Origin of the sequence: Flavobacterium panacis (assembly GCF_024649945.1) — a bacterium.
Lineage (GTDB): Bacteria > Bacteroidota > Bacteroidia > Flavobacteriales > Flavobacteriaceae > Flavobacterium > Flavobacterium panacis.
The window spans coordinates 718,175-742,700 of sequence record NZ_JANKMS010000002.1; the positions used below are offsets into that span (position 1 = coordinate 718,175).

At 35.5% G+C, this 24,526-nt stretch carries 14 protein-coding genes; all 14 read right to left on the reverse strand.

Annotated features, from left to right (window positions below):
- Positions 1-41: 41 nt before the first annotated feature.
- On the reverse strand, positions 42-2,255 hold the full coding sequence (locus NQQ59_RS07880) for an endo-1,4-beta-xylanase (protein WP_144215104.1): 2,214 nt from the start codon (positions 2,253-2,255) through the stop codon (positions 42-44).
- Between the two features lie 15 nt (positions 2,256-2,270).
- A complete protein-coding gene (locus NQQ59_RS07885; RefSeq protein WP_144215105.1) occupies positions 2,271-3,641 on the reverse strand; it encodes a glycan-binding surface protein in 1,371 nt (456 codons plus the stop codon).
- A gap of 32 nt (positions 3,642-3,673) precedes the next feature.
- Entirely contained in the window at positions 3,674-5,305 is a 1,632-nt protein-coding gene (locus NQQ59_RS07890; RefSeq protein ID WP_144215106.1) for a RagB/SusD family nutrient uptake outer membrane protein, read from the reverse strand.
- A 10-nt stretch (positions 5,306-5,315) separates the two neighbouring features.
- Positions 5,316-8,483: a SusC/RagA family TonB-linked outer membrane protein gene (locus NQQ59_RS07895; protein ID WP_257698167.1), complete on the reverse strand. Its 3,168-nt coding sequence runs from the start codon at positions 8,481-8,483 to the stop codon at positions 5,316-5,318.
- Positions 8,484-9,049: 566 nt separating this feature from the next.
- Positions 9,050-9,706 (reverse strand): fructose-6-phosphate aldolase, encoded by a 657-nt coding sequence (fsa, locus tag NQQ59_RS07900; RefSeq protein WP_144215108.1) that lies wholly within the window; start codon positions 9,704-9,706, stop codon positions 9,050-9,052.
- Between the two features lie 576 nt (positions 9,707-10,282).
- Positions 10,283-11,608: a xylose isomerase gene (gene xylA, locus NQQ59_RS07905; protein WP_144215109.1), complete on the reverse strand. Its 1,326-nt coding sequence runs from the start codon at positions 11,606-11,608 to the stop codon at positions 10,283-10,285.
- Positions 11,609-11,621: 13 nt separating this feature from the next.
- Positions 11,622-13,103, reverse strand: coding sequence for a xylulokinase (locus tag NQQ59_RS07910; RefSeq protein ID WP_144215110.1), 1,482 nt, complete (start codon positions 13,101-13,103; stop codon positions 11,622-11,624).
- A gap of 3 nt (positions 13,104-13,106) precedes the next feature.
- A complete protein-coding gene (locus NQQ59_RS07915; RefSeq protein WP_144215111.1) occupies positions 13,107-14,114 on the reverse strand; it encodes a GntR family transcriptional regulator in 1,008 nt (335 codons plus the stop codon).
- A 717-nt stretch (positions 14,115-14,831) separates the two neighbouring features.
- Positions 14,832-16,565: a glycoside hydrolase family 43 protein gene (locus NQQ59_RS07920; RefSeq protein ID WP_144215112.1), complete on the reverse strand. Its 1,734-nt coding sequence runs from the start codon at positions 16,563-16,565 to the stop codon at positions 14,832-14,834.
- A 7-nt stretch (positions 16,566-16,572) separates the two neighbouring features.
- Positions 16,573-17,607 (reverse strand): glycoside hydrolase family 43 protein, encoded by a 1,035-nt coding sequence (locus NQQ59_RS07925; protein WP_144215113.1) that lies wholly within the window; start codon positions 17,605-17,607, stop codon positions 16,573-16,575.
- A gap of 21 nt (positions 17,608-17,628) precedes the next feature.
- The gene (locus tag NQQ59_RS07930) at positions 17,629-19,062 is read right to left on the reverse strand and encodes an MFS transporter (RefSeq protein ID WP_257698168.1); all 1,434 of its coding nucleotides are present in this window, start codon (positions 19,060-19,062) and stop codon (positions 17,629-17,631) included.
- Positions 19,063-19,315: 253 nt separating this feature from the next.
- Positions 19,316-20,425: an endo-1,4-beta-xylanase gene (locus NQQ59_RS07935; protein WP_144215115.1), complete on the reverse strand. Its 1,110-nt coding sequence runs from the start codon at positions 20,423-20,425 to the stop codon at positions 19,316-19,318.
- 191 nt (positions 20,426-20,616) lie between these two features.
- Positions 20,617-23,226 (reverse strand): glycosyl hydrolase 115 family protein, encoded by a 2,610-nt coding sequence (locus tag NQQ59_RS07940; RefSeq protein ID WP_144215116.1) that lies wholly within the window; start codon positions 23,224-23,226, stop codon positions 20,617-20,619.
- A gap of 111 nt (positions 23,227-23,337) precedes the next feature.
- Positions 23,338-24,501, reverse strand: coding sequence for a mannonate dehydratase (gene uxuA, locus NQQ59_RS07945; protein ID WP_144219762.1), 1,164 nt, complete (start codon positions 24,499-24,501; stop codon positions 23,338-23,340).
- Between the last annotated feature and the right edge of the window lie 25 nt (positions 24,502-24,526).

The following is a 24,526-nucleotide window of genomic DNA, read 5'->3' on the forward strand; positions in this document are numbered from 1 at the left end:
TTGACAAAGCTTTTCTGAAACTCAACAGTTTTTTAAACTATTTATGGTTTTACTAACTCACCCGAGAATCCTAAACTTACATCTTTTCCTGCAAGCCCATCTGCGGCGCCTTTGTAAGCATGTTTGCGAACATAATTGGCATCCCAAAGGTTAGGGGATTCATTTGGAAGCCAATATTCATGTTCTTTGGCGTTATCAGAAACGCCCCAAATTGTGATACCATATTGCTGCGGAACAGGAATGTATTTTTTGTACATATCGATTACGTATTGATACATTTCTGCTTGTGAAGCTTGTTGTGCAACTGTTGGCGTTGCCGTTCCTAACCTTACATCTAACTCAGAAATTTTAATTAGTTTTCCTGAAGCTGCTAGTTTTTGGAACATCTGAACAATTTTATCTTTATCAGTAGTTAAACCAATATGCATTTGTGTTCCAATTCCATCAACTTGAGCGCCTTGACTTTCAATATATTTCACATATTCGATAATTCCGTCGCACTTATCTAATCTTGATTCTAGATTATAATCGTTGATGAAAAGTTTATCGGTTGCATTTCCATATTGACGTGCTAATTTGAATGCTTTTACAGCATAATCTTTTCCAAGATATTTTACCCATGAGAAATAATCTGTTGCGGTATCTCCTTCGGTTCCGTTTCTTAAAGTTCCGTCTTCTTTCATTGGCTCATTTACTACATCCCATGCAAAAACACCTGTTTTGTAGTGTGTCATCATTTTAGAAATCCAATCGGTCATGGCATCCCCAATAATTTTAGTTTTCTCGGCATCCGTTTTTTCAATTGTGATTGGTGCTGTTGGGCCACCTCCAGAACCTTCTACAGACAATACTACTTTATCAATCAAATAAGTTGTAGCAAATTGTCCAAAATCAAAAATAACTTTTGTAAGATCTTGTTTTGTTGGTTTGATTGTCAACGAAATTGGAGTCCAAGATGTACCTACACTATTTCCTCCATAATAATCTGCTGCGTTCCCTGCAGTATTTTGAGTCTGAATCTGTACCGTAGTTCCAGGTGCTTCAGCCTTAATCATACAGGTAAAAGTATAATTTTGTCCTACGGTCAAAGGAGCACTCAAAGTATAAACCTGTTGTGCACTATAATTGTTCGCCGCGGTTGGATTAGTAAGTTTCATAGCATATCCTCCATTGTAACCTTCTCCATTTGCAGAAATAGATCTTGTCGAACTATTTCCCCAGCCACTCCAGCCATTAAGATTTCCTCCTTCAAAATCGCCGTTTGAAATTAAATTAACAGGCGCTGTAGTAGCGTCAAGATCTACAACTGCCAATGTATTAGCATCAATTAAATACGTTACGTTTGGCAAATATCCTAAATCGATATTAAATTTAAATCCTGTTGCAGTTGTTTGAAAATCGCTTGGAGCCAGTTTAATTTTAACTTGTTTCCATGATGAAGTTGTAGCAAAAGCTTCGGTTTCTGAACCAGTATTCATCCAATCTTTAAAAGGATATTTTTGTTTTAATGATGCATCTGCATCAAAAGAAATACGTCCTTTTCCTGCTACATCTGATTTGATATAAAAAGAAATTTCATAATTATGCCCTGTTACGATAGGTATTGTAGGAGTTGTTAATTGTAAATTATAGGCCAAAGAAGAACTTGCGCTCGATGCTAATTGAATAGCTGCTGTATTTGGAGCCAGACCTAGATTTGCAACTGTTGCAATTCCTTTACCTGAATTATATTTAGTCCAGCCTGTAAATGTTCCAGCTTTAATTGGTGCTAAATCTAAAACATTTGTTCCGCTTGAACCTGGAATTACTGTTGGGGCAATAATACCGTTTAGATAACTTGCATTTTGATTCGAATGCCAAATTAAAGTATGTCCAAAAACTGTTAATCCAGCACTTTTTGTTGCTGCAATGAAAGCATCTACATTGGTAAAATTAATTTCTCCTTTGGAGTTTACCATTGCAGCGTGTTTCATTTCGTACCCAGGAACTACTTCATCAAAATTTTCGTTTACGATTTTTCGATATGCAGGATCGCTCATGTACAAACTGATTCCAATTCCGTTTCCTAAAGGAAAATCAGAATAGTTTTTTAATGGTTCGTAACGGCTAATTTTTTCTACTAAAGCTAAAGGAAGTTCTGCTCCTGTTACAGCTCCGTGTTCTGGGTCTTTTTTCCACTCCATCAAATTATCATCGCAGGATGATAGAATCAATAGTGATGAGGCAATTATTGGTATGATATATTTTGATTTCATTTTGTGGTGGTTGAGTTAGTTAAAATCATTATAAACCGGCGTATCTAATGGTACAATTCTCCAGTTGTCTGTGTATACTTTTACAGAAGTAGCTTTTGAAGGAAATTCTACTTCACTTGTATTTCCAAGTACATCTTTCATTTTTACATCTGCATTTTCGAACCAAATTCCAAAGTTTTGATAAGTTGCCGTTTCACGATAAGTTAAAACAGCTTCAAACGTAGCAGCTTCTTTAGACCATTGATAAAATTTGTTAAATGGAATTGTTACCGTCATCCATCCAGTAGTTTGAAATGCCACTGATTTTCCATCAACAAGCCAAGGAATGTAATTGTAAACTCCACCAGACCATGTTCCAGCATTGAAATTATTGATGGTACATATTTTTAAATATCCAGAATCTTTCCAAGCATCTGGAACATAGATATCAAATTGAAATGCTACTTTGTCAAGTGGTGTAGTTGCCGGAATATAAGGAGTTAATTGTGCTCTCCAGTTATCAACACCTGTTCCTCCTGTCCAAACTTCTGTAGCTCTTCCCGTAGCTGCTGCGATTGAAGTGAGACGAGACGGACGATGCGGTACATATTTGCCATGAGAAATATTTCCAGTTCCTATAGAAGCTGATTCTATATCAGTTCCCAAAATCATTCCTGTCGCTGGTGGTGTTCCCCAAAAACTGTGTTGTCCCATTCCGTCAAAATCTAAAATAATTCCTTTTTTGAAATTAAAATAGCTTGGAGAATAAACTCCTCCATTAGATGTTTCTGCATAGATTGATCCGCCTAAATCTGAAATTCCGGCTGGAACTACAACTGTAAATAATTCCCCATCTTCATCTGAAGTAATTCCAGATGTAACCTCTACATTTCCAGGAAAAACTACTTTACTAACTTCTGTCAGCCCCGTTCCATAAACTGTAATCGTTTCTCCTGCATTTGGTAATGTATTTGAAATTTGTGTAATAGCAGGTTTTCCAGCACGAATTTGAAATGGAAATGTTACTTCATGAGAATCGTTTACAAAACGAATGGTATTTCGTACTGATGGATCTGCATCTGCCACTGGTGTATCTGCAGAAACACTTACCAACATCGAATTATTAGATACAAAAACCACATTAAAGTAAGTTGAATATCCATTAATGTACACTTTTTTCAAGCCTGTAAATCCTGTACCTTCAATACGTAATGTCTGTCCCAAACGGGCAAAACTAACTTCACGATCCTGAACAGTTGCATTTACATCTTCTAAAAACACCCTTGTAATTGTAATTGCTCCTCCTTCTGAATCATTATTGTCACAAGAAGTAAACAGCATACCCAAAACCATCATACTAAGAAGTGCGATAGGTGCCCAATACTTTTTATTTAAAATATATTTCATATTTATGTCTTTAAGTTTTTTTATTTCTGAAACTAGAATAAGTCTTTTATTTTCTCTTCTTTAAACTCATATGGTACAGGATTTTCTCTTAATAACGGATTCTGAACTAATTCAGACTCTGGATAAGGAAGCGTGAAAATTGTAGCATCTATTACACCAATAGCTCGTGGACTTGTACTTTTTGAAGCATCTACAGTAACTGTATTTGTCGCCGTGTCATACAAAATTGGCGTGATAACTCCTCTGTTTTGCCCTGTTACATAATTAATTACTTCTTGCTGTTTGTAGTATGCTCTTCGAACTAAATCATACCAGTATTGCCCTTCCATACATAATTCTATCCTTCTTTCGTGAGTAAGATCTGCATAAGTCAGAGTAGTTTTTGGATCTAAACCTGCACGTGTTCTTAATCTATTTACAGCCATGATAGCCGTTGCATCTGCTGTTGAAGCATTATTTCCTAAAGCAGCTTCGGCATAATTTAGATAAACTTCTGCCAAACGTAACATATATGTATTCAAAGCAGAATTCATACGTGTAATTTTAGAATTGTCTTTCGTTGAACCTACAACTCCTTTTTTAACGGTAAGGAAATCATTTCCATGATCAACAGTATATCCGCCATTAGCTTTATTGATTTCCGCATAATGATCTTTGTTTCCCATAAAAGTAGCTCTTCGACGGAGATCTTTTGACTCATATTCTTGCAAAACATTATAAGAAGCTCTTGTCCAGTATCCCCATGCAGCATCATCTCCAGTAATATCGGATCCTAATGCAAAATAAGCCTGCTGTGTATTGTTTACTCCAAAATCACCGTTTGGAACCCATTGAAGAGCAAACATAGATTCTGTATTGTTGTTATTGTCAATCATGAATAAATCTTCATAATTTGTCATTAAAGCGTATGGTCCAGAACTCATTACTTTTTCTGCTGCTTTTTTTGCTAAGTCAAGGTATTCCTGATTACGAGTTCCGCTGTTCGGGTTATCACTAACTCCAGAAAATGACAAGTAAACACGAGACAACATTCCGAATGCACTATATCTTGTTAAACGTCCAGCCTGTCCAGCAGTTTCAGGAAGATATTTAGCCGCAAATTCTAAATCACGCATAGAAAATTCATAAACATCCTTCATCGGATTTTTATTTACGATTGGATTCTTTACCAATTCTCTCGGATCTGTTGAAATGATAACATCTCCCCATAAAGAAGCCAAATACCAGTAGGCTGTTCCTCTCATAAAACGAGCTTCGGCAATGTATCTGTTTTTAATTGCATCGTTTAATGTACTTCCTGAAATCCCAATAATCACATTATTGGATTGCTGTACCACATTATACAAAGATCCCCAAGCTGACACTAACGGTCCTGTCAATCCTGTTTCTGTTAAATCTGTAAATGGATACACATAATCTGAAAATGGAGCATACATATTTGCAGCGCGTCCGTCTCCTAAACCATAGTAAAATTTATCATTAAAATCAAACCATACTTTATTGTACAATGGTCCTGTTGCGGCCTGAAAATCAGACTCCGATTTATAAAAGTTTTCTTTTGTAATTACATCATTTGGTTCAACGTCTAAAATGTCGCTGCAACTCGTCCAAACAAATGGCAATGCAATAATTAAAGCCGTGTAAAATATTTTCTTTGTTTTCATTGTGCAGTTTTTAGAAATTAACATTTAATCCAATTGTTGTAACCATTGGCGAAGGATAACGTCCGTTATCGATACCACTTAAAAGCAGATTTTGGTTAATTGAACCTACTTCTGGATCATATCCTTTATATTTTGTAAAGGTTAATACATTCTGCATATTAGAGTATACTTTTATATTTGAGATTCCGTATTTAGAATACAAGCTTTTAGGAAGATTATACCCAATTGAAATGTTTTTAAGCCTTACATAAGAACCATCTTCTACAAATCGGTTACTCAAACGATAATTTGAAGCTGACGAAGCTGATGAAGCTCCAATTCTTGGCATATAAGGATCTCCACCCACAATTTGCACATTTCTATAGTCATTTGGTCCATTCGGATCAATAAGTTCTAATTGTGCATAACCTAAAGCTGATTTCAATAAATTGGTGTTTTCTCTAGGATTTTCCAACCATCTTCGTTGATAGTTCAAAACGTCATTTCCATAAGAACCTGTAAATAGAATACTTACATCAAATCCTTTGAATGAAAAACTGTTGTTGAATCCAAAAGTAAAATCAGGATTTGGATTTCCGATGTAACCAGCATCTTTCTCGTTGATAACGCCATCTTTATTTACATCTTCAAACATATAATCTCCAATCCAAACTCCATTTTCTCCAATTACCATTCCTTCTGGCAAAGCTGTTGGTTTTACAGTTCCACTGGCATCTTTATAATAGAAATCTGTAGCTTTTTCAAATCGTCCGATTACTTTGTATCCATAAAATTGTCCTATTGGCTGACCAACCGCAGAACGTGTAACTACTGTAACATCTGAACCTTGTTGTAAGGTTTGATCGTAAACTCCAGATTCTGTATTTAGTTTTAATACTTTAACTCTGTTGAAAGTGAAGTTTAAACTTGATTTCCATAAAAAATCAGGTCTCTCCATGTTTATTGTATTGATCACAAACTCTAACCCTTTATTTTCTAAAGATCCGATATTGGCATAAGGTGGTGCTGTAGAACCTTGTCCTGTTGTCCCTACATAAGCTGGAAGTGATAATCTTAACAATAAATCGTCTGTTTTTTTGTAATAAGCATCAGCCGTAATTTCAAGTCTATTATTGAAGAAACCAAGATCTAAACCAATATTAGTTGAACTTGTTCTTTCCCATTTCAAATCGGGATTAGCTGTATTAGTTGCAATTTGACCGCTTCCCCAGTTTGTTGCAGAAGTACCATAAACAGAAGTATACGCATTGTTTGGTACAGATGAGTTACCTACAATTCCCCATCCAGCACGTAATTTCAAATTATTAACAGTTGGATTATTTTTTAAGAAACTTTCATTTGAAATTTTCCATGCTAAGGCCGCAGATGGAAACCAATCCCATTTATTACCTTCAGCAAATTGAGAAGATCCGTCTCTTCTGATAGTTCCAGTTAAAAAGTATCTATCATCAAAAGAATAAGTTCCCCTTGCAAAATAAGAACTAAGAGCACTTGTAATACTTGCATTTGAATTTCTAGCCGTTGTTGGATCTCCTGCGTTTAAATCGGTAGCTCCATTTGTTAAATATCCGGAACGATAGCCGTAAAGATTTTCCCAGTTTCTTTCTTGAAGCTCTTGCGCTAACATCGCAGTAACATTATGTTTTCCGAATACTTTGTTATACGTCAAAACATTGTTCCAAATCCAGTTTTCGCTTGTAGATTTTGTTCTAGACCCTTCTCTTACTTCATTTGATAATGCTCCAAAAGTATACGATGGATTAAAAGTATATCTGTTTCCAAATCCGTAATCGATAGAATATTGTGTTTTAAGTTTTAGATCTTTTGTAAAACTAATTTCAGCGTAAGCATTTCCTCTAAATCCATAATCCTTACCATAATTATCTTTTAATATAGCAATTCCTAGTGGATTGGTCTGAACGAATTCTGTTGTATCTGGACCATCAAAAGTTCCATCGGCATTTCGAGCTGCAACGTTTGGAGTTTGTTTTAAAGCGGTTAAGATTACAGAATCGTCATTCACTGTTGTAACCTGATTGGTTTTGAAAACGTTCATATTTACTCCAACTTTAAACCATTTTTTTACCTGAGAATCAATAACTCCACGAAGATTCAAACGATCAAAAGATGATCCAATTACAGTTCCTTCCTGATCAAAATAAGACATTCCTAATGCATAAGTAGTATTATCAGATCCCCCAGAAGCAGATAAATTGTAGCTTTGAATTAAACCAACTTGAAACAACTCATCTTGCCAATTTGTTCCTTCACCCAATAAATCAGGTCTGATAAAAGTATTATCACGCTGTACAATTCCTAAATCTGCACGAGTATTTTTTAATGTTCCGTATTCTCTTAAATTAAGAACCTGAAGTTGTTTTGGCATTTGCTGCCATCCAATATAACTATCGAATTTTAAAGTCAAATCTCCTTTTCTACCCGTTTTAGTAGTAACCATAATTACTCCATTTGCTGCTCTAGAACCATAAATAGCGGTTGCAGAAGCATCTTTTAAAATATCTATGGAAGCAATATCAGCAGGATTGATTCCAGCAAGTGGATTGATATTTAAAGAACCTGAGTTACCATCTATAATAACTCCATCTATTACATAAATTGGCTCATTTGAACCTGTAATTGAACTGATACCACGAATACGCACCGAAGAACTTCCTCCGGGTGTACCACTGTTTTGTTGAATCTGAACACCCGCTGCACGACCTTGTAAAACCTGATCGATAGTCGTTGCAACAGATTGCGTAATTGCAGCGCTAGTTACAGTTGAAACTGCTCCTGTTAAATCTGCTCTTTTTGCTGTTCCGTATCCAATAACAACAACCTCTTTTAAGTCATTTAAATTTTCTTCTAATAAAGCATCAACTTTAGTTTTATTATTCACTAAAACTTCAAGCGGTTTATACCCTATAAAGCTAAATACCAAAATACTCTGTGCTGGTACAGATTGAAGTGTATAAGTTCCGTCGAAATTAGATACTGTACTCGTTTTAGTTCCTTTTACAATAATATTCACACCTGGTATGGGTCCATTACTATCAGATACAGTACCTGAAACAGTAATTTGCGCATTTACCGCAGCAGAACATACTAGCATCAGGATCAAGAACCCCAAATTCTTAAAGTATTTTGATCTGCTTTTAGTAATTAAAAAGTTAGTCATAAATAATTGGTTTAATTAGTTAATAGTATGGTTTAGTTAGTTTCTTGTTTATTGAGTTACGGATTATTAAATTTTAACAAATCCATAACTTATAGTCAAAACAAATATATGCAAAAAACAACAACACACAATCGGTTGCGTTAATTTTTTTTATCGATTTATAAAAAACATCATTCAAAAAAAACATTTTATATATTTATATTCATAAAAACTTAAACAATCATTAAAAACACAATTCAATACAACGAAAACGTTAGAGAAAACAAATAGAATTGCATAAAATCTTAAAAAAAATATAAAAAGTTAAAATTTTATATTTTATCGAAATTTACTAAAACGTTATCGTTACAAAAAGAAATTAAGACAACAGACAAATCACATTCCATCCCTTATAAAACAAGACTTCAAGACACTTATTAACTAAGAACCAATCCATTAAACTCTAAACAATATATTTCTTACAAACCATACAAAGAAACAATCGGTTGCTTTTATTTCATAAAAAAACTCCCTTCCAAATAGCTGGAAGGGAGTTTTATAATTATAAAAATGAGAAATAAAGAAGACTATAAATTCATTTTCTTAGCATCTTCAACAAATTGTTTTAAACCGATATCTGTTAAAGGATGTTTCAGCAATCCTTTAATTGCAGAAAGCGGCCCAGTCATTACATCTGAACCGATTTTGGCACAATTGATAATATGCATAGTATGCCTCACAGAAGCTGATAATATCTGCGTTTGATAATTGTAGTTATCGTAGATTTCTCTGATTTCTGAAATCAAATGCATTCCATCTGTCGAAACATCATCTAAACGTCCTAAAAACGGAGAAACATACGTCGCTCCTGCTTTAGCAGCTAACAATGCTTGACCAGCCGAAAATACTAAAGTTACATTGGTACGAATTCCTTTTGAAGAAAAATATTTGCAGGCTTTTACTCCATCGCCGATCATCGGTAATTTCACCACAATCTGCGGATGCAAAGCTGCTAATTCTTCTCCTTCTCTTATCATTCCTTCATAATCCGTTGAGATTACCTCAGCAGAAACATCGCCATCAACGATATTGCAAATCGCTAGATAATGGTTTAAGATATTTTGTTTTCCGGTAATGCCTTCTTTTGCCATTAAAGACGGATTGGTGGTTACACCGTCTAAAACGCCTAAAGCCTGTGCTTCTTCAATATCCTGAAGATTAGCAGTATCAATAAAAAATTTCATGTTTTTTGTGGTTTTTTGGTTAAATATAATGTGTTTATTCGAAGAGTATAACCGTAAAGTTTGTCATTTCGACGAAGGAGAAATCTCCACAAGTAGCTCCGCAATGTAGATCGTCAATCTTTGTCGAGTTTCTTACGAAGATTTCTCCTTCGTCGAAATGACAAGATTACGTGGTATTTCTTTGTGTAGGTAGAGACACACTGTAGTGCGTCTTAAAATTCTAGCGAGAAAAAATGTGCATTTCGATTGATTCTGCTCTTCAAAAAACCTTCAATAAAAATCTAACTCACTATTAATCTTTATCAAACTGACTTTATTTATTCTTTTAGATTATCAAAAACAGCAACTAAACCTTCAAACTATTTTATTCAAATTTAAAATCAAAAAAAGCCATTATCTTAATACACATTTTTCGTTTTTCATCTAAAAAGTAGTTTTAAAAACATTCAAACGTTTTGTAGCTATCACATTTAAAAACTTGAATCTTTTTAGATATTTTGTCTCACTAAATATTTTGTAGAAACCTAACAGATTGTGAAAATCTGTTAGGTGTAATTAATTTTAAAATCTTACCAATTAAATATATTGGTTGATGATGTTTTCAAACAATTCTTGTTTACCGCTTTGAAGATTTAATTCTCCATTTTCGTGAGCGATAGTGTAAAGATCTTTTAAGCCTAATTTTCCATCAGCAAAATCTTTACCTTTTCCAGAATCGAATGAACTGTATCTTTCTTTTCTTAATTTCTCGTATGGAGAAGAAGAAATGATTTTATCAGCTGTCAATAACGCTCTTGCAAAAGTATCTGCTCCACCAATGTGTGCTAAGAAAACATCTTCTAAGTCTGTAGAGTTTCTTCTGATTTTAGCATCAAAGTTAACTCCACCACCTTGCAATCCGCCAGCTTTTAAGAAAACCAACATTGCTTCAGTTGTTTCCTGAATGTTATTTGGGAATTGGTCTGTATCCCATCCGTTTTGGTAATCTCCTCTGTTTGCATCGATACTTCCTAACATTCCCGCTTTTGCAGCCACTTCTAATTCGTGTTGAAAAGTGTGTTGTGCCAATGTAGCGTGGTTTACCTCGATGTTGATTTTGAAATCTTTATCTAAACCATAATTTTTTAAGAATCCAATTGCAGTTGCAGAGTCAAAATCGTATTGGTGTTTAGACGGCTCCATTGGTTTTGGCTCGATGAAGAAAGTTCCTTTGAAACCTTGTGCTCTTGCGTAGTCTCTAGACATTGCTAAGAATTGTGCCATGTGGTCTAATTCTCTTCCCATATCTGTGTTCAATAAAGACATATAACCTTCTCTACCTCCCCAGAATACGTAGTTTTCTCCACCTAAAGCGATAGTTGCATCCAAAGCTAATTTTACTTGTCCTCCAGCTCTTGCCACAACATTAAAATCAGGATTTGTCGCTGCTCCGTTCATGAATCTTGGGTTTGAGAAACAATTTGAAGTTCCCCAAAGCAATTTAATTCCAGACTCAGCTTTTTTCTGTTTTAAATAATCTGTAATGAAAGCCAAACGTTTTTCTGATTCTGCGAAAGTTGGCCCTTCGTTGATCAAATCGTAATCGTGGAAACAGAAATAATCGAATCCCATTTTGCTGATAAATTCAAAAGCAGCATCCGCTTTATCTTTGGCCGCTTGATACGGATCTGATGAAGCATCCCAAGCAAAATTTTGAGTTCCAGGTCCAAATGGATCACCACCTTGTCCGCAGAATGTATGCCAGTAAGCGATTGCAAATTTAAAGTGCTCACGCATTGTTTTTCCAGCTACAACTTGGTCCGGATTGTAATATTTAAATGCCAACGGATTGTCAGATTCTTTTCCTTCAAATTTAATTTGGCCAATACCTTTGTAGTATTCTTTATCTCCTAAAACTATCATTTTATTTATTTTTTTATTTGTTTGTTAATATTAATTCTAATTCTTGTTTCCATTTTTTATAAGCCGTTTCATATTCCTCTTTATTTTTTAGAGGTAAAAAGGTCATTACGTGATCGTTTGTGGTAATTCCTGAACCAAATTTTTCAAAGTCACCATCTGTCAAGCCAACAGCTCTCGCCGCGCCTACTGCCCCGGTTGTATTGTAAATTTCGATTTCATGTCCAATTAATGTTGCCACCGTATTAGAGAAAATCTCAGAACGGAATAAATTATCATTTCCAGCTCTAATGACATTAATAGTTGCATTATCATCTTTCAAATATTCCATTCCGTACACAAACGAAAACGCGATTGCTTCCAAAGATGCTCTGAATAAATGCGCGTTGGTATGAATATTAAAATTCAGGTTTAAAATATGAGAGCCAATATTTTTGTTATTGAACATTCTTTCTGCGCCATTTCCAAACGGAATTACAACCAATCCTTGCGAACCTACATTGATCTGAGATGCTTTTTCATTCATTTCTTCATACGACTCATTTCCGATATTGTTTCGCATCCATCGGTATTGAATTCCCGCTCCGTTTATATTCAGCAGTTTGCCAACTCTCGGATTTGATTCTGTATAATTTACATGAACAAAGTTGTTTACGCGAGTACTTTTTCCAGAATTGGTTTCTGTAACAGCATAGAAAACGCCTGACGTTCCACCTGTTGCCGCTACTTCACCCGAACGAAGCACATTTAATGACAAAGCATTATTCGGCTGATCTCCCGCTCTGTACACAATCGGAATTCCCGCAGGAAGACCCGATTCTTGCGAAGCTTTTTCAGTCACAACACCTTGATTGGTAAAATTCTCTACAATTTTCGGCGTCAACGACTGATCGATTCCGTAGTAATCCAAAAGCCAATCTGCTACTTTATTTTCTTTATAATCCCAAAGCATTCCTTCAGACAAACCGTTTTTGGTTGTCGTTACTTCGCCCGTTAATTTCAAAGCGATGTAATCTCCCGGAAGCATGTATTTAGAGATTTTATTGTAAACTTCTGGTTCGTTTTCTTTAACCCATTTCAGTTTCGAAGCAGTGAAATTTCCCGGCGAATTCAATAAATGCGACATGCATTTTTCTTCTCCAATTTCGGCGAAAGCCTTGTTTCCAATTTCAACCGCGCGACTGTCACACCAGATAATTGAATTTCGTAATGCAGTTCCCTCTTTATCAACAATTACCAATCCATGCATTTGATACGAAATACCAATTCCCTGAATTTTAGAAGCATCAATATTAGCTTCTTTAATTGCTCTTTTTGTTGCCGTACAAATGTATTGCCACCACATTTCTGGATCCTGTTCTGCCCAATCTGGGTGAATCGAAAGGATTTCCATTTCGTTTTGAGGCTCATTCAGCACAATGATTTTTTTGCCTGTTTCTGCTTCCACCAAGGCTGCCTTGACAGAAGAACTTCCAATATCATAACCGATATAATACATAACTTACAATGATTCTCTTATTATTAATTTAGTCGGCACATAACACTTCGTTTCTTCGTCATGTGTAATAAATGCCGCTGCTTTGGTTCCCATTTCGTTAAAATCAGTCGAAACAACTGAAATTCCTTTATATATAAATTTCTTCATTGGCGTTTCGTTATACGAAAGCAAACCAACATCTTTTCCGGGTTCAAAATCCTTTTCTTTGCATTGCTCCAAAAAGTATCCCAAAATCCTGTCACTTACACTGATATAAGCAATCCCTTTTTCGATATTGAACTTTTTCGGATCTGTGATAATGTCGTATTGAAAGCCAAAATCAGCACAGAATTTCTTGAAAAACTCTACCGTTTCCCACGGATGATTCGTGAAATCCGGATATACAAAATCTATTTTTTTATACTTTTTAAACAAGTCAACCGCTTCTTTTAAAGCATCATAAAACGCCTTTCCAAAATCCTGAAAAACATAATTATTCGCTTTATCCGCTCGGATATTCCAGTCAATCAAAAGCAATTTATCCTTTGAAATCGCCGATAATGCTGGCGGAATCTCCTTGTGATCAAAGTTCATTATCACATATTTGTAATACTTCCCGATTCCATTATTAATGATTGTTTTAAAAACATCAATATTATAATGGTGAAACTGCACATCAATAATCACATTATCAGGCAAATTATTCACAACCGAATGATACAAAACCTCTTTATAAGCCTTAAAAGTATCTAAAACCAAAAGCACTTTTCTCGTTTCGCCTGCAACATAATAGCCTTTGTTCGGCACAGAATCGATTACATTCTGATCTTTTAAAATCGAGTATGCCTTAAAAACGGTATCTCTCGAAAGCTGATACGTTTTGCAAATCACATTCACAGACGGAAGCAAATCTCCCTTTTGCAAAATATTCTCTGCAATCGCATTTGTAATTCCGTCAACCAACTGCTGGTACTTCGGAATATCACTTTCGTGATTCATTATAAACTCAAATTTTCCTTCTTCTTTTGGCATACCGTTCTGTTCCGTTCTGTTATGCTAAAGTAGGTAAAAATCTTTTACAAAAAATTATTTTTCAGGTTAAAATTGTTATTTTTTTAAACGTGTTAATCTTGATAATTTGGGCGTGCCCCTCCGGGTCGGGCTATCCGTTTCAAGTCCTCGCCTGCTCGTTCCTCGCGTCTGTGGGCTTTCCACTGCTATCCCTCACGCGAACGCTTTCATAAGGATGACGGGGCATTATTTTTGCAAAAGCTTCAACAATATGATTTAACCGCAAAGTTCGCGAAGACTTACACAAAGAACGCTAAGATTATCCTTTCCAAACTTCCACCAACTTTGTCATTCCGAGGAACGAGAAATCTCCACGAGTAGCTCTACAAATATTGGCGACATTATGTGCGGAGTTACTTACGAAGATTTCTCGTTCCTCGAAATGACAAACTGAACGTCTATTATGCGTAATTTTGTCATCCTGACGAAGGAAGGATCACACTAGAAACTCCACACAGAATGTCGCCAATATTTGTCGAATCCCGCGTGTGATTCCTCGTTCCTCGGAATGACAAACTAAACCAAAAGCTCCAAAGGAGCGTAATATTTATAGGAAATCCAACAACGGCAACAAAAAGCTCCAGCGGAGCGACACATTACGAAATATATTTCACCCCGCTGGGGCTCTCTTGCTTGACCGTATAATTTCTATAAATATTTCGTCCCGCTGGGACTTTTTTAAAAATGCTTAATCGAAGCATACATCCCCAAATAAGTCCCCACAAAACCACCAGCTTCTTTCGTACTCAAAATAGAACCATCAACATCTTTAATCAACAAATTCCATTCTCCTTCATCTGACGTTTTATAATAAAAACTATACAATCTTCCGTTTCCTTCAATCTTCACCAATAACGGTTTATCAGCACCTAAAAGCTCTTTTTTGGAAATAATTTCAGACTTCCCTTCATTAATTTTAGAAGCTGTTCTTTCCACAAAAACTTCCAATTTATTATCCGCATTCAAACGTTTTCCAATCAAGAAATAATGTTTTTCATTTTGAAAAGCCGTTAAACCAGCTGCTTCCAAATTATCTTTCGGATTGAATTCTAACTTTACCGAAGCTTCAAATTTTAAATGCTGCTGTCTTCTTCCAATAAAAGAAAAATTGCTTTCGGTATGAATCGATTCTGATCTTGGCTTAATTAGCAATTTTCCATTAACCAATTCGTACCATTTCTCTTTTGGTGTTCTTATGAAACTCCATTTAAAATCCAATTCATTCGAATTAAAATCATCTTTTGAAATAAAATTTCCATTCAATGGTTCAATCTTTTCTTTCGAAATTGGCAAATTCGGACGTTTATGAATCACAGGAATCGGTTCGTTTCCGCCAACAATTTCCGGCCAGTCGTTTTTCCACTCCACTGGCATCATAAATGTTTCTCTTCCTAAATTATATAAATCTGGGCCATAAGGTCTGCATCCTAAAAATACCGACCACCAATCTCCGTTTGGCAATTCTACAAAATCAGCATGACCTGTTGTAGAAACTTGATTTTTACGATTCGGATCTAAATGCTTCTGTGTCAAAATCGGATTCTGAGCATAACTTTCGTAAGGACCATAAATGGTTTTGCTTCTAAAAACAACTTCTGAATGATTGAAACCTGTTCCGCCTTGAGCGCAGATTAAATAGTAAAATCCGTTCTTTTTAAGCACATGCGGACCTTCGATCCAAACGGGCTTTTTAGACATATCGGTTCCGCCGTTAATAACCAATTTGGGGTTTGTTGTGGTTTTTTGTGTTTCCAAATCGTATTCCAACATATAAATGGCGCGATGGCCATCATGAACTGAAATATTATTTGGCGGAGGGCCGTTATGCGTAATATAAACTTTTCCATCTTCATCAAAAAAGATATCAGGATCGATTCCGTTAACCTCAGGAAGCACAATCGGATTGGACCAAGGTCCAGCAGGATTTTTAGCCGTAATAATAAAATTGCCGACACCGCTTACATTGGTGCAAATCACATAAAATATTCCTTTATGGTAACGAATTGTCGGCGCATACATACCACCTGATAAACGCGAATTTCCGAAATCGGCTTGTTCAGCACGATTGATAATATTTCCGATTTGTTTCCAATGCACTAAATCGGTGCTTTCAAAAATGGGCAATCCAGGAAAATAGCAAAAAGAAGAATTGACCAAGTAAAACTTATCTCCAACCCTGCAAATCGTAGGATCAGGATAAAAACCAGCCAAAACAGGATTTAAATAGTCAGCATCCGATATTGATAAATTTTGATAGGCTTTGTCGTTTCCTCGATAATCAAACCAGTCAAAAGCAACATAATCGGAATACACAACCGATTGTGAAGTTTGTGAAATTTTTTTACACGAAGAAGTGGCACTCATCAAAAGGACTGCTGCAATAATTTTTAAACCTGTTTTTCTTCTTTTCATCTCTTTTTTAATCAATTAATCTTCTTATTCCGTAAGGATCAATCGTGATAATCGAACCGTCTTCTAAATAATCGATTTTGGTTACTTTCATACTTCTCAAATGCGTTACGCCCTTTGACAAACTTGAATCGTGATAGAACAAATACCATTCGCCTTCTACTTCACAAATCGAATGATGTGATGTCCAACCCACAACTGGATTCAGTATTCTTCCCTGATAGGTAAACGGTCCATACGGATTATCGCCAATTGCATAACAGATAAAATGTGTATCTCCAGTTGAATAAGAGAAATAATATTTCCCATTGTATTTATGAACCCAAGAAGCTTCAAAAAATCGACGGTCGTTATCACCCGCTTTTATAACTTCTCCTTTTTCATCCAGAATTAAAATCTCTTTCGGCTCTTCGTCAAATTCCAGCATATCCCCTCGAAGTCTAGCCACGATAGGCCCCAACTCTTTTTCATCTGCTGTCGGTTCTTCGTTATTCTGATCGTATTTATTATTTCGATATTTCTGAAGCTGTCCGCCCCAAATTCCGCCAAAATAGATATAATGTCTGCCATCTTCATCTTCAAAAACCGCTGGATCAATACTGTAACTTCCTTTTATCGCCTCTTTTTCTGGAATAAAAGGTCCTACAGGAGAATCTGAAATCGCAACTCCAATCTGGAAAATTCCGTTGGCACGTTTGGCAGGGAAATACAAATAGTACTTTCCGTTTTTATGTGCTGCATCTGGCGCCCACATTTGTTTTTCAGCCCAGGCAACGTCATCTACGTGTAACGCAATACCATTATCTACAGCTTCTGATGAAATGTCTTCCATCGAAAAAACGTGATAATCTTGCATACCGAAATGATCTCCATTATCGTTAAACGGAATTCCCGCATCGATGTCGTGCGACGGATAAATATAAATTTTACCATTGAATACATGCGCCGAAGGATCGGCTGTATAAATATGTGATACTAAAGGCTTTGAAATCGCCAGTTCATCAATTTCCTTGAAATTAATGTGTTCAATGCTATCTTCAGGCATAGTGCTATTTTGTTTAAATAATTAAGTTCTTCTTTGTTTAAGGTCTGTTTCGATCTGCACTTCCATTTCTTTATTGATTTTATAGAAAAACAGCAATCCAGCTCCGATTAAAAAAGGGATTGCAGGGAAAATACTCACTAGTAATTTGATTCCATTTATAGCTGTTTCTGACTGTTGAGGAGCATTTGGAACGTAATGAAAATAACCTAAAAATAAGGTTGTTAAAGCTCCTCCAATACTCAATCCTGCTTTTAATCCGACCATCATGGCAGAAAAGATAATCGCAGTGGCGCGACGGTTGTTCAGCCATTCTGAATAATCGGCAACATCCGCAATCATCGCCCAAAGAATTGGTATTGTTATTCCGTAGAAAAAACCGTGTAAGATTTGAGAGAAGAATATCAATCCGATTGAAGCTGGCGGGAAAAAATAGAAAGCGATAATGAATAAAGTCGAAATGAATAAAAACAGTCCAAAAACATTTCGTTTTCCGTATTTGTCAGCTAAATTTTTAGAGAGTGTAATTCCAACAATCATAAAGATAATTCCTCCTGCATTAAATAAACCGAAACCTGCAGAAACAGGATCGTTACCAAAATGATTCAATCCAATTGTAGTTAGAAAATCCAATATTGGCTGAATAAAAACGGCTAATTGTTCTTTGTTTACATAATTCTCAAAATAATACACATACGAACCGCCTTTCATCGCCAAAGTCACAAAAACCAAAGTCGTTAGCGTAAGCATAATGACCCAAGGTCTGTTTTTAATTAAATCGCTCAAATCTTCCTTAACACTTGACTTTTGTTCTGGTTTAGGAATGATTCTTTCCTTGGTCGTCAAAAAAGTAATTAAAAGCATAATCGTTCCAATAATAGCCAGAGCGGTCATTACTTTCTCAATTCCAACTGCTTTATCGCCGTTTCCAGCACTTTTGATAATGCCAAGCATGAAAACCTGAACGAAAAACTGAGCAAACATAACCGCTACAAAACGATACGATGACATACTGTTTCGTTCTTTCATATCGCCCGTGATTACACCGCTTAAAGCAGAATACGGTAAGTTATTTGCGGCATAAAAAAGCAATAATAAAGTATAGGTTGCAACAGCATAAATAACTTTTCCTTTATAAGAGAAATCAGGAGTTGAAAATGCTAATAAAACCACTACTCCAAGCGGAATCGCGGTTATTAAAATCCACGGTCTGAATTTTCCCCATTTGGTGCTCGTTCGGTCTGCCAAAACCCCAATAATCGGATTAAAAATAAAGGCTGCAACAAGACCAACGATCAGCATAATGATGGAAGAATCGGTTGGAGATAAGCCGTAAATATCGGTGTAAAAATACGCCAGATACGTCATCAAAGTTTGAAAAACCAAATTAGCAGCCAAGTCTCCTAAGCTGTATCCTATTTTTTCTTTGATGGATAGTTTTTGTGAAATGTTAGTCATTCGTGGGTTTGTGGTCATTTTGTTGATTAGTTATGTAAGCAAAAGTGGTTTCTAAAAAATAAAGTTAGTCAGTTTTTTGGTCATTTCTCATCCCTTCAAAATGATAAGATTGTTTAGATTTTCATTTAAACAATCGGTTGTGTAAAATTAGACAAAAAAACATATTATGCAAATTTACTTCACTTTATTTAAGTTATTTTCAAACCACAACCGATTGTTGATAAATTTATCAAAACTTATGCTTTTTTAGTATTTATTCTTTAGTTTCTTTAAGATTTAAAATACTATCGTAAGCTTTTTTATGTCGCAAATCTTTATCAAACGGCAAAGGATAATTTGTTCTTCCTTTTATTGGCCAGTCGTTTAACCAAGATTGTCCGTCCTGAACACCCCAAAAAGTAACTCTGCTGATTTTATCTTTGTGTTTCAAAAATAATTTAAAAATCGAAGCGTAACGTTCTGCAAGCTTGTTTTGAATAGAATCTGGCAAAGCATTCGGGTACGGATTCATTTTCGCACTTCCTTCAAATTTCTGACTGATCTCTGCTCCTTTTAAATCCCACGGATTTGGTAAAACTGTAATATCCAATTCGGTAAACGCAACTTTAATTCCTAACGCTGAATATTCTAAAATGCTTTTTTCAATTTCTTCTATTGACGGACTGTTTAATCTCCAATGTCCTTGAATTCCAACTCCGTCAACCTTTCCTCCTTCTGCTTTTATTTTTTTGATTAAAGTAATTGCTCCTGCTCTTTTTGCTGGTTCTTCAATGTTATAATCGTTATAATACAATTCAGCCTTTGGATCTGCTTTTGCCGCTAATTTGAAAGCATCAACTAAATATTTTTCGCCAAGTGTTTTCAAAAAAACCGATTGCCTCAAAGTTCCATCTTCGTTTAAAGCTTCGTTTACAACATCCCAAGAATTGATTTTTCCTTTGTATTTTGAAACAATCGTATTGATATGATCCTGCATAAAAGCCTTCATTTCTGTGCTATCAGCGATTTTCTCCATCCAAGGTGCTAATTGACTGTGCCATATCAAAGTATGACCGTGAATAAACATTTTATTCTTCTCACCATAAGCCACGAATTTATCAGATAAAGTAAAATCATATTTATCTTTTTGCGGATGCGTGTACATTGATTTCATAATATTCTCAGCTGTAATGGCATCGAATTCTTTACGAATCAACGAATCTTCTTTCGCATTTTTAACTTCGATTTGATCAGCGCTTAAAGCAGTTCCAATATAGAAATCGTTTTTATAAGCATCCTTTAATGAAGCAGTTTCTTTCTGCGAAGTACAACTTACAGCCAGCAAGGTCGTGACGGCAAATAAATAAGGTTTAATGAATTTCATATGTTTTGGTTTAAATAGTTAATCGTCTCTTCACTTTTAAATCTACAACGGTATTTCTCAATCTTGTCATTCCGACGAAGTAGGAATCTCCGTAAGTAGCTCCTCAACGAGAATCGCCAATCTTTGTAGAGTTTCTTGTGGAGATTCCTCCTTCGTCGGAATGACAAAAAGGACGTGTTTCCGTTATGTTATTACTCCTTCCTAAAACTTTCAGGTGGTCCCAAATACGACTCCAAAACCTTTCCTTCTTCCGTTTCAATTACAATTTTCTGAAACACCAAAGCCGAATCAATCGCATAAATTTTCAAAACATGATTTCCTGCATTTTCTATTTGATGCGTCGAGGTTATAATCTTAATATTATTCGCCACCGATTCTGCCCAATTTTTCTCTGATGAATCTGCGTTGAGGTTCATGATTTGTGGTTTCTCCGAATCGAAAGCAATTCCGTATTTTAATCCTTCTCCAATTTTAAAATTGATTGTCGGCGAAAAATAGGCGTTTACCTTTACTTTTCCTTTGCTAAAAAAATGAACATCATATTCTAATCTTGGCGATTGTTCTGAAATATCAATCGGCTGAATATTCGAAGGTTTTATTGTTATTCCTGCATCTGTTTTACCAAGATTCGGAATTACAGTCCATTTTACTGAATCTGAATTTATGGCTTTTGAATAATTTTTGCTTTCTATTGAAATATAACCGTCGTTCTCTATAAAACCATGAACTTCAGCTAAATATTGATTTTTGCTAGTTGATGTTTCCTTTTTTGCCATCTCTTCAGCACTTATAACTTTTATCGCTTGAACTTCAGGCGCAATTTTCCTTGTTTTCGGAATCACATTTTTATCCGGCTGTTGCCAATTATCATAACCAATATGCGTCTGAGACATCATATGATTCCATTTGCCGTTTGCTAATTTTGTGTGATAATAATTCGTCAGTTCACTGTCTTTTTTGAATAACTCTTTTACTTTTTCAGCATACTCATTTGCAAGGGTATTTCCCTGTTCTGCATACAAATGATTTTTAGCGGTTGCAACATACAATTCATTCAAATTCGAGCTTGCCAAAACAGGAAACAAAACCAGCTGATAAAAAGCATCTTTATATTCGGGTTGTAATTTTTCGTTTATCGAATTGGCTTTTTCTACCAATTTTTGATAATCAGCAACAACTCGATCAGCTTCATTATAATTAGTTATGCTATAAGTTTTAGCATCCAATAATTCTGGTTTTCTGCGCGCATTGTATTTGGTGTACAATTTTAAAATTTCGGCAATTTCTTCTGCAAACTGATTTCCGAAATTCTCTTTTGCCCAATTCACATAATAATCTTGTAGATTTCCAGCGTTAAACTTTTCAGGATTCCAAGCCATATCCAAGAAAAACTCAATCGGAAATTCCATTGGTTTAATATCGCCTACATTTACAATCCAAATTTTATCAACTCCAGATTGATACGCCAAATCCATTTGCTCCCAAGTTCGTTCAATTTGGTTCGTGTTGATCCATTTGTAATTTCGTGGACCGCCGACATAGTCAAAATGATAATAAATTCCGTAACCTCCTTTTCTTGGTTTTGCATTTAGTTCTGGCAATTTGCGGATATTTCCCCAATTGTCATCGCACAATAAAAGCGTCACATCATCCGGAACTCGCATTCCTTTGTCGTAATAATCTTGAACTTCTTTGTAGAGTGCCCACATTTGAGGCGTTGCTTCAATCGGTTTTTTGGTTACTTCCTGAATGATATTTCGCTGGGTTTTGACAATATTTTCCAATAAATCAATTGCAGTTCCTTCCGTCATCGGTTCGTCACCATCGCCACGCATTCCAATTGTGACAAGGGTTTCTTTGTTTCCCATTCTTTTAATTCCCTCTTTCCAGAAATTAATCAAGGCTTCCGAATTGGTATTGAAATCCCATTTACCATTTGCTTTTCCCCATTCTGCATGAGCTCGCGTTAAGGGTTCATGATGCGAAGTTCCCATTACAATTCCGTATTCATCGGCCAAGACAGCATTTTGGGGATCTTCGACATAAAACATTCTGCCCCACATTGCAGGCCATAAATAATTTCCTTTCATTCTCAGGATCAATTCAAAAACAGTATCGTAGAATTTCGAATTGAATCCGCCGTATTTTTCAAAAGCCCAACCCGTCAAAGCTGGAGCTTCATCGTTTATGAAAATACCGCGGTATTTTACTTTTGGCTCACCTTGCGAATGAACACCAGACAAAACATGCAATTCTGATTGTTTTTTCACCGGAACATCTGCCCAGAAATACCAAGGCGAAATTCCAATCTGACTCGATAAATCGTAAATTCCATAAATAGTTCCTCTTTTATCTGAACCTGCAATAACCAAAGCTTTCTTGATTCCTTTAAATGGATTTTCAACAATTTGAGTGGTAAATTTTTCCCATTTTCCTTGAAGTTCATTCTTATCAACTTTTCCTTTTTTGACTAATTGATCAATGATTTCGCTTTTTCCTAATGTGCCAATTATGACAACAAAATCTTCTGCTTCTGAGATTTTTTTAATTCTTTTTGGATGTAAATCTGAAACTTTAAAAATGTCATTTTCTAAATGTCCCACCACTTTTAAAACTCCTGCATAATCTTTATCGCTCACCAAAATCGAAGCTGTTTTTCCTTTTGAAACTAAAGGGAAATTTTCGCTTGAAGATTGATTTACTATATATTTCTCTGGATTTATAGCGTACGATTTTGTGCTTAATCCGATTAGGAAAAGCAGTGAGATGATGTAGGAAGTTTTGTTTTTTAAAGAAGTCATGGCAAGTTTTTTATTTAATCTCGCAAAGTCGCAAAGTTTTATTTAAAAGCTTAAAAGAAAAAGTCTTTGCGCCTTCGCGTCTTTGCGAGAAATTTTCTGCGCAAAAGACTTTTACAAATTCAATTTGTAAGCAATTCCCATTTCTAAACCTCTCAACTCGGCAAGACCTTTTAATCTCCCCGTTAAAGAATAGCCTGGATATGTTTCTGTTTTTTCATCTACTTCGTGAAGAAAACCGTGATCTGGACGCATGGGCAGACTTACTTTGGTTTTATTCATCACCAGCAATAATTTTTCTACAATTGCACTCATATTAGCATCACCATTTAAATGCTCCGATTCTCTGAAAATAGTTTCGCTTTCGCGAATGGTATTTCTTAGATGCAAAAAATGAATTCGGTTTTCGTGGTCATCGATTATTTTTTCCAGATTATTTTTTGGATCAGCGCTTAATGAACCCGCACAATAACACAATCCATTGGTTATAGAAGGAACTGCATTGAAAATCGCTTTCAAATCGGCTTCTGTTGAAACAATTCTTGGAAGTCCCAAAACCGAAAACGGTGGATCGTCTGGATGAATTGCTAATTTTTGTCCGTTTTGCTCTGCAATTGGCGTTACTTCTGATAGAAAATAAATCAGATTTTCTCTTAGTTTTTCATTATTGATGTCAGCATAATTTTCTAAAAGAGCTAAAATCTGTTCTGCAGTAAAATTGATTTTACTTCCTGGCAATCCCAACAAAACATTTTTAAATAACAACGCTTTTTCATCTTCAGACAATTGATTTCCAAACTGCAACGCTTTTTCTTTTTCAGCATCGGAATAATCATTTTCTGAATTTGGTCTTTTCAAAAGAAACACATCAAAATACGTAAACGCATCTTGGTTGTACAGCAAAGCTTTGCTTCCATCTGTATTTATAAAATTATGATTGGTTCTCACCCAATCCAAAATCGGCATGAAATTGTAGGTAATGATTTTGATGCCGCAATCTGCTAGATTCTTTAAACTGATTTTATAATTTTCAATGTATTGCAAATAATTTCCAGAAGCGCGCTTGATTTCTTCATGAACTGGGAGACTTTCTACAACCTTCCATTCTAAACCTGCATTTCGAATCATCTCTTGTCTTTCCTGAATATCTTGAACCGACCAGATTTCACCAACTGGAATTTGATGCAAAGCAGTTACGATTCCTGTTGCTCCGGCTTGTTTAATGTCGATAAGTTTTACGTTGTCTTGAGGTCCAAACCAACGCATGGTTTGTTGCATTTTTATCATACTTCTTTTTTTTTAT

Bases quoted from the DNA above. Each gene is read 5' to 3' on its own strand.
- NQQ59_RS07880 (WP_144215104.1), bottom strand. From the start codon at position 2,255: ATGAAATCAAAATATATCATACCAATAATTGCCTCATCACTATTGATT.
- NQQ59_RS07885 (WP_144215105.1), bottom strand. From the start codon at position 3,641: ATGAAATATATTTTAAATAAAAAGTATTGGGCACCTATCGCACTTCTT.
- NQQ59_RS07890 (WP_144215106.1), bottom strand. From the start codon at position 5,305: ATGAAAACAAAGAAAATATTTTACACGGCTTTAATTATTGCATTGCCA.
- NQQ59_RS07895 (WP_257698167.1), bottom strand. From the start codon at position 8,483: ATGACTAACTTTTTAATTACTAAAAGCAGATCAAAATACTTTAAGAAT.
- fsa (WP_144215108.1), bottom strand. From the start codon at position 9,706: ATGAAATTTTTTATTGATACTGCTAATCTTCAGGATATTGAAGAAGCA.
- xylA (WP_144215109.1), bottom strand. From the start codon at position 11,608: ATGATAGTTTTAGGAGATAAAGAATACTACAAAGGTATTGGCCAAATT.
- NQQ59_RS07910 (WP_144215110.1), bottom strand. From the start codon at position 13,103: ATGTATTATATCGGTTATGATATTGGAAGTTCTTCTGTCAAGGCAGCC.
- NQQ59_RS07915 (WP_144215111.1), bottom strand. From the start codon at position 14,114: ATGCCAAAAGAAGAAGGAAAATTTGAGTTTATAATGAATCACGAAAGT.
- NQQ59_RS07920 (WP_144215112.1), bottom strand. From the start codon at position 16,565: ATGAAAAGAAGAAAAACAGGTTTAAAAATTATTGCAGCAGTCCTTTTG.
- NQQ59_RS07925 (WP_144215113.1), bottom strand. From the start codon at position 17,607: ATGCCTGAAGATAGCATTGAACACATTAATTTCAAGGAAATTGATGAA.
- NQQ59_RS07930 (WP_257698168.1), bottom strand. From the start codon at position 19,062: ATGACTAACATTTCACAAAAACTATCCATCAAAGAAAAAATAGGATAC.
- NQQ59_RS07935 (WP_144215115.1), bottom strand. From the start codon at position 20,425: ATGAAATTCATTAAACCTTATTTATTTGCCGTCACGACCTTGCTGGCT.
- NQQ59_RS07940 (WP_144215116.1), bottom strand. From the start codon at position 23,226: ATGACTTCTTTAAAAAACAAAACTTCCTACATCATCTCACTGCTTTTC.
- uxuA (WP_144219762.1), bottom strand. From the start codon at position 24,501: ATGCAACAAACCATGCGTTGGTTTGGACCTCAAGACAACGTAAAACTT.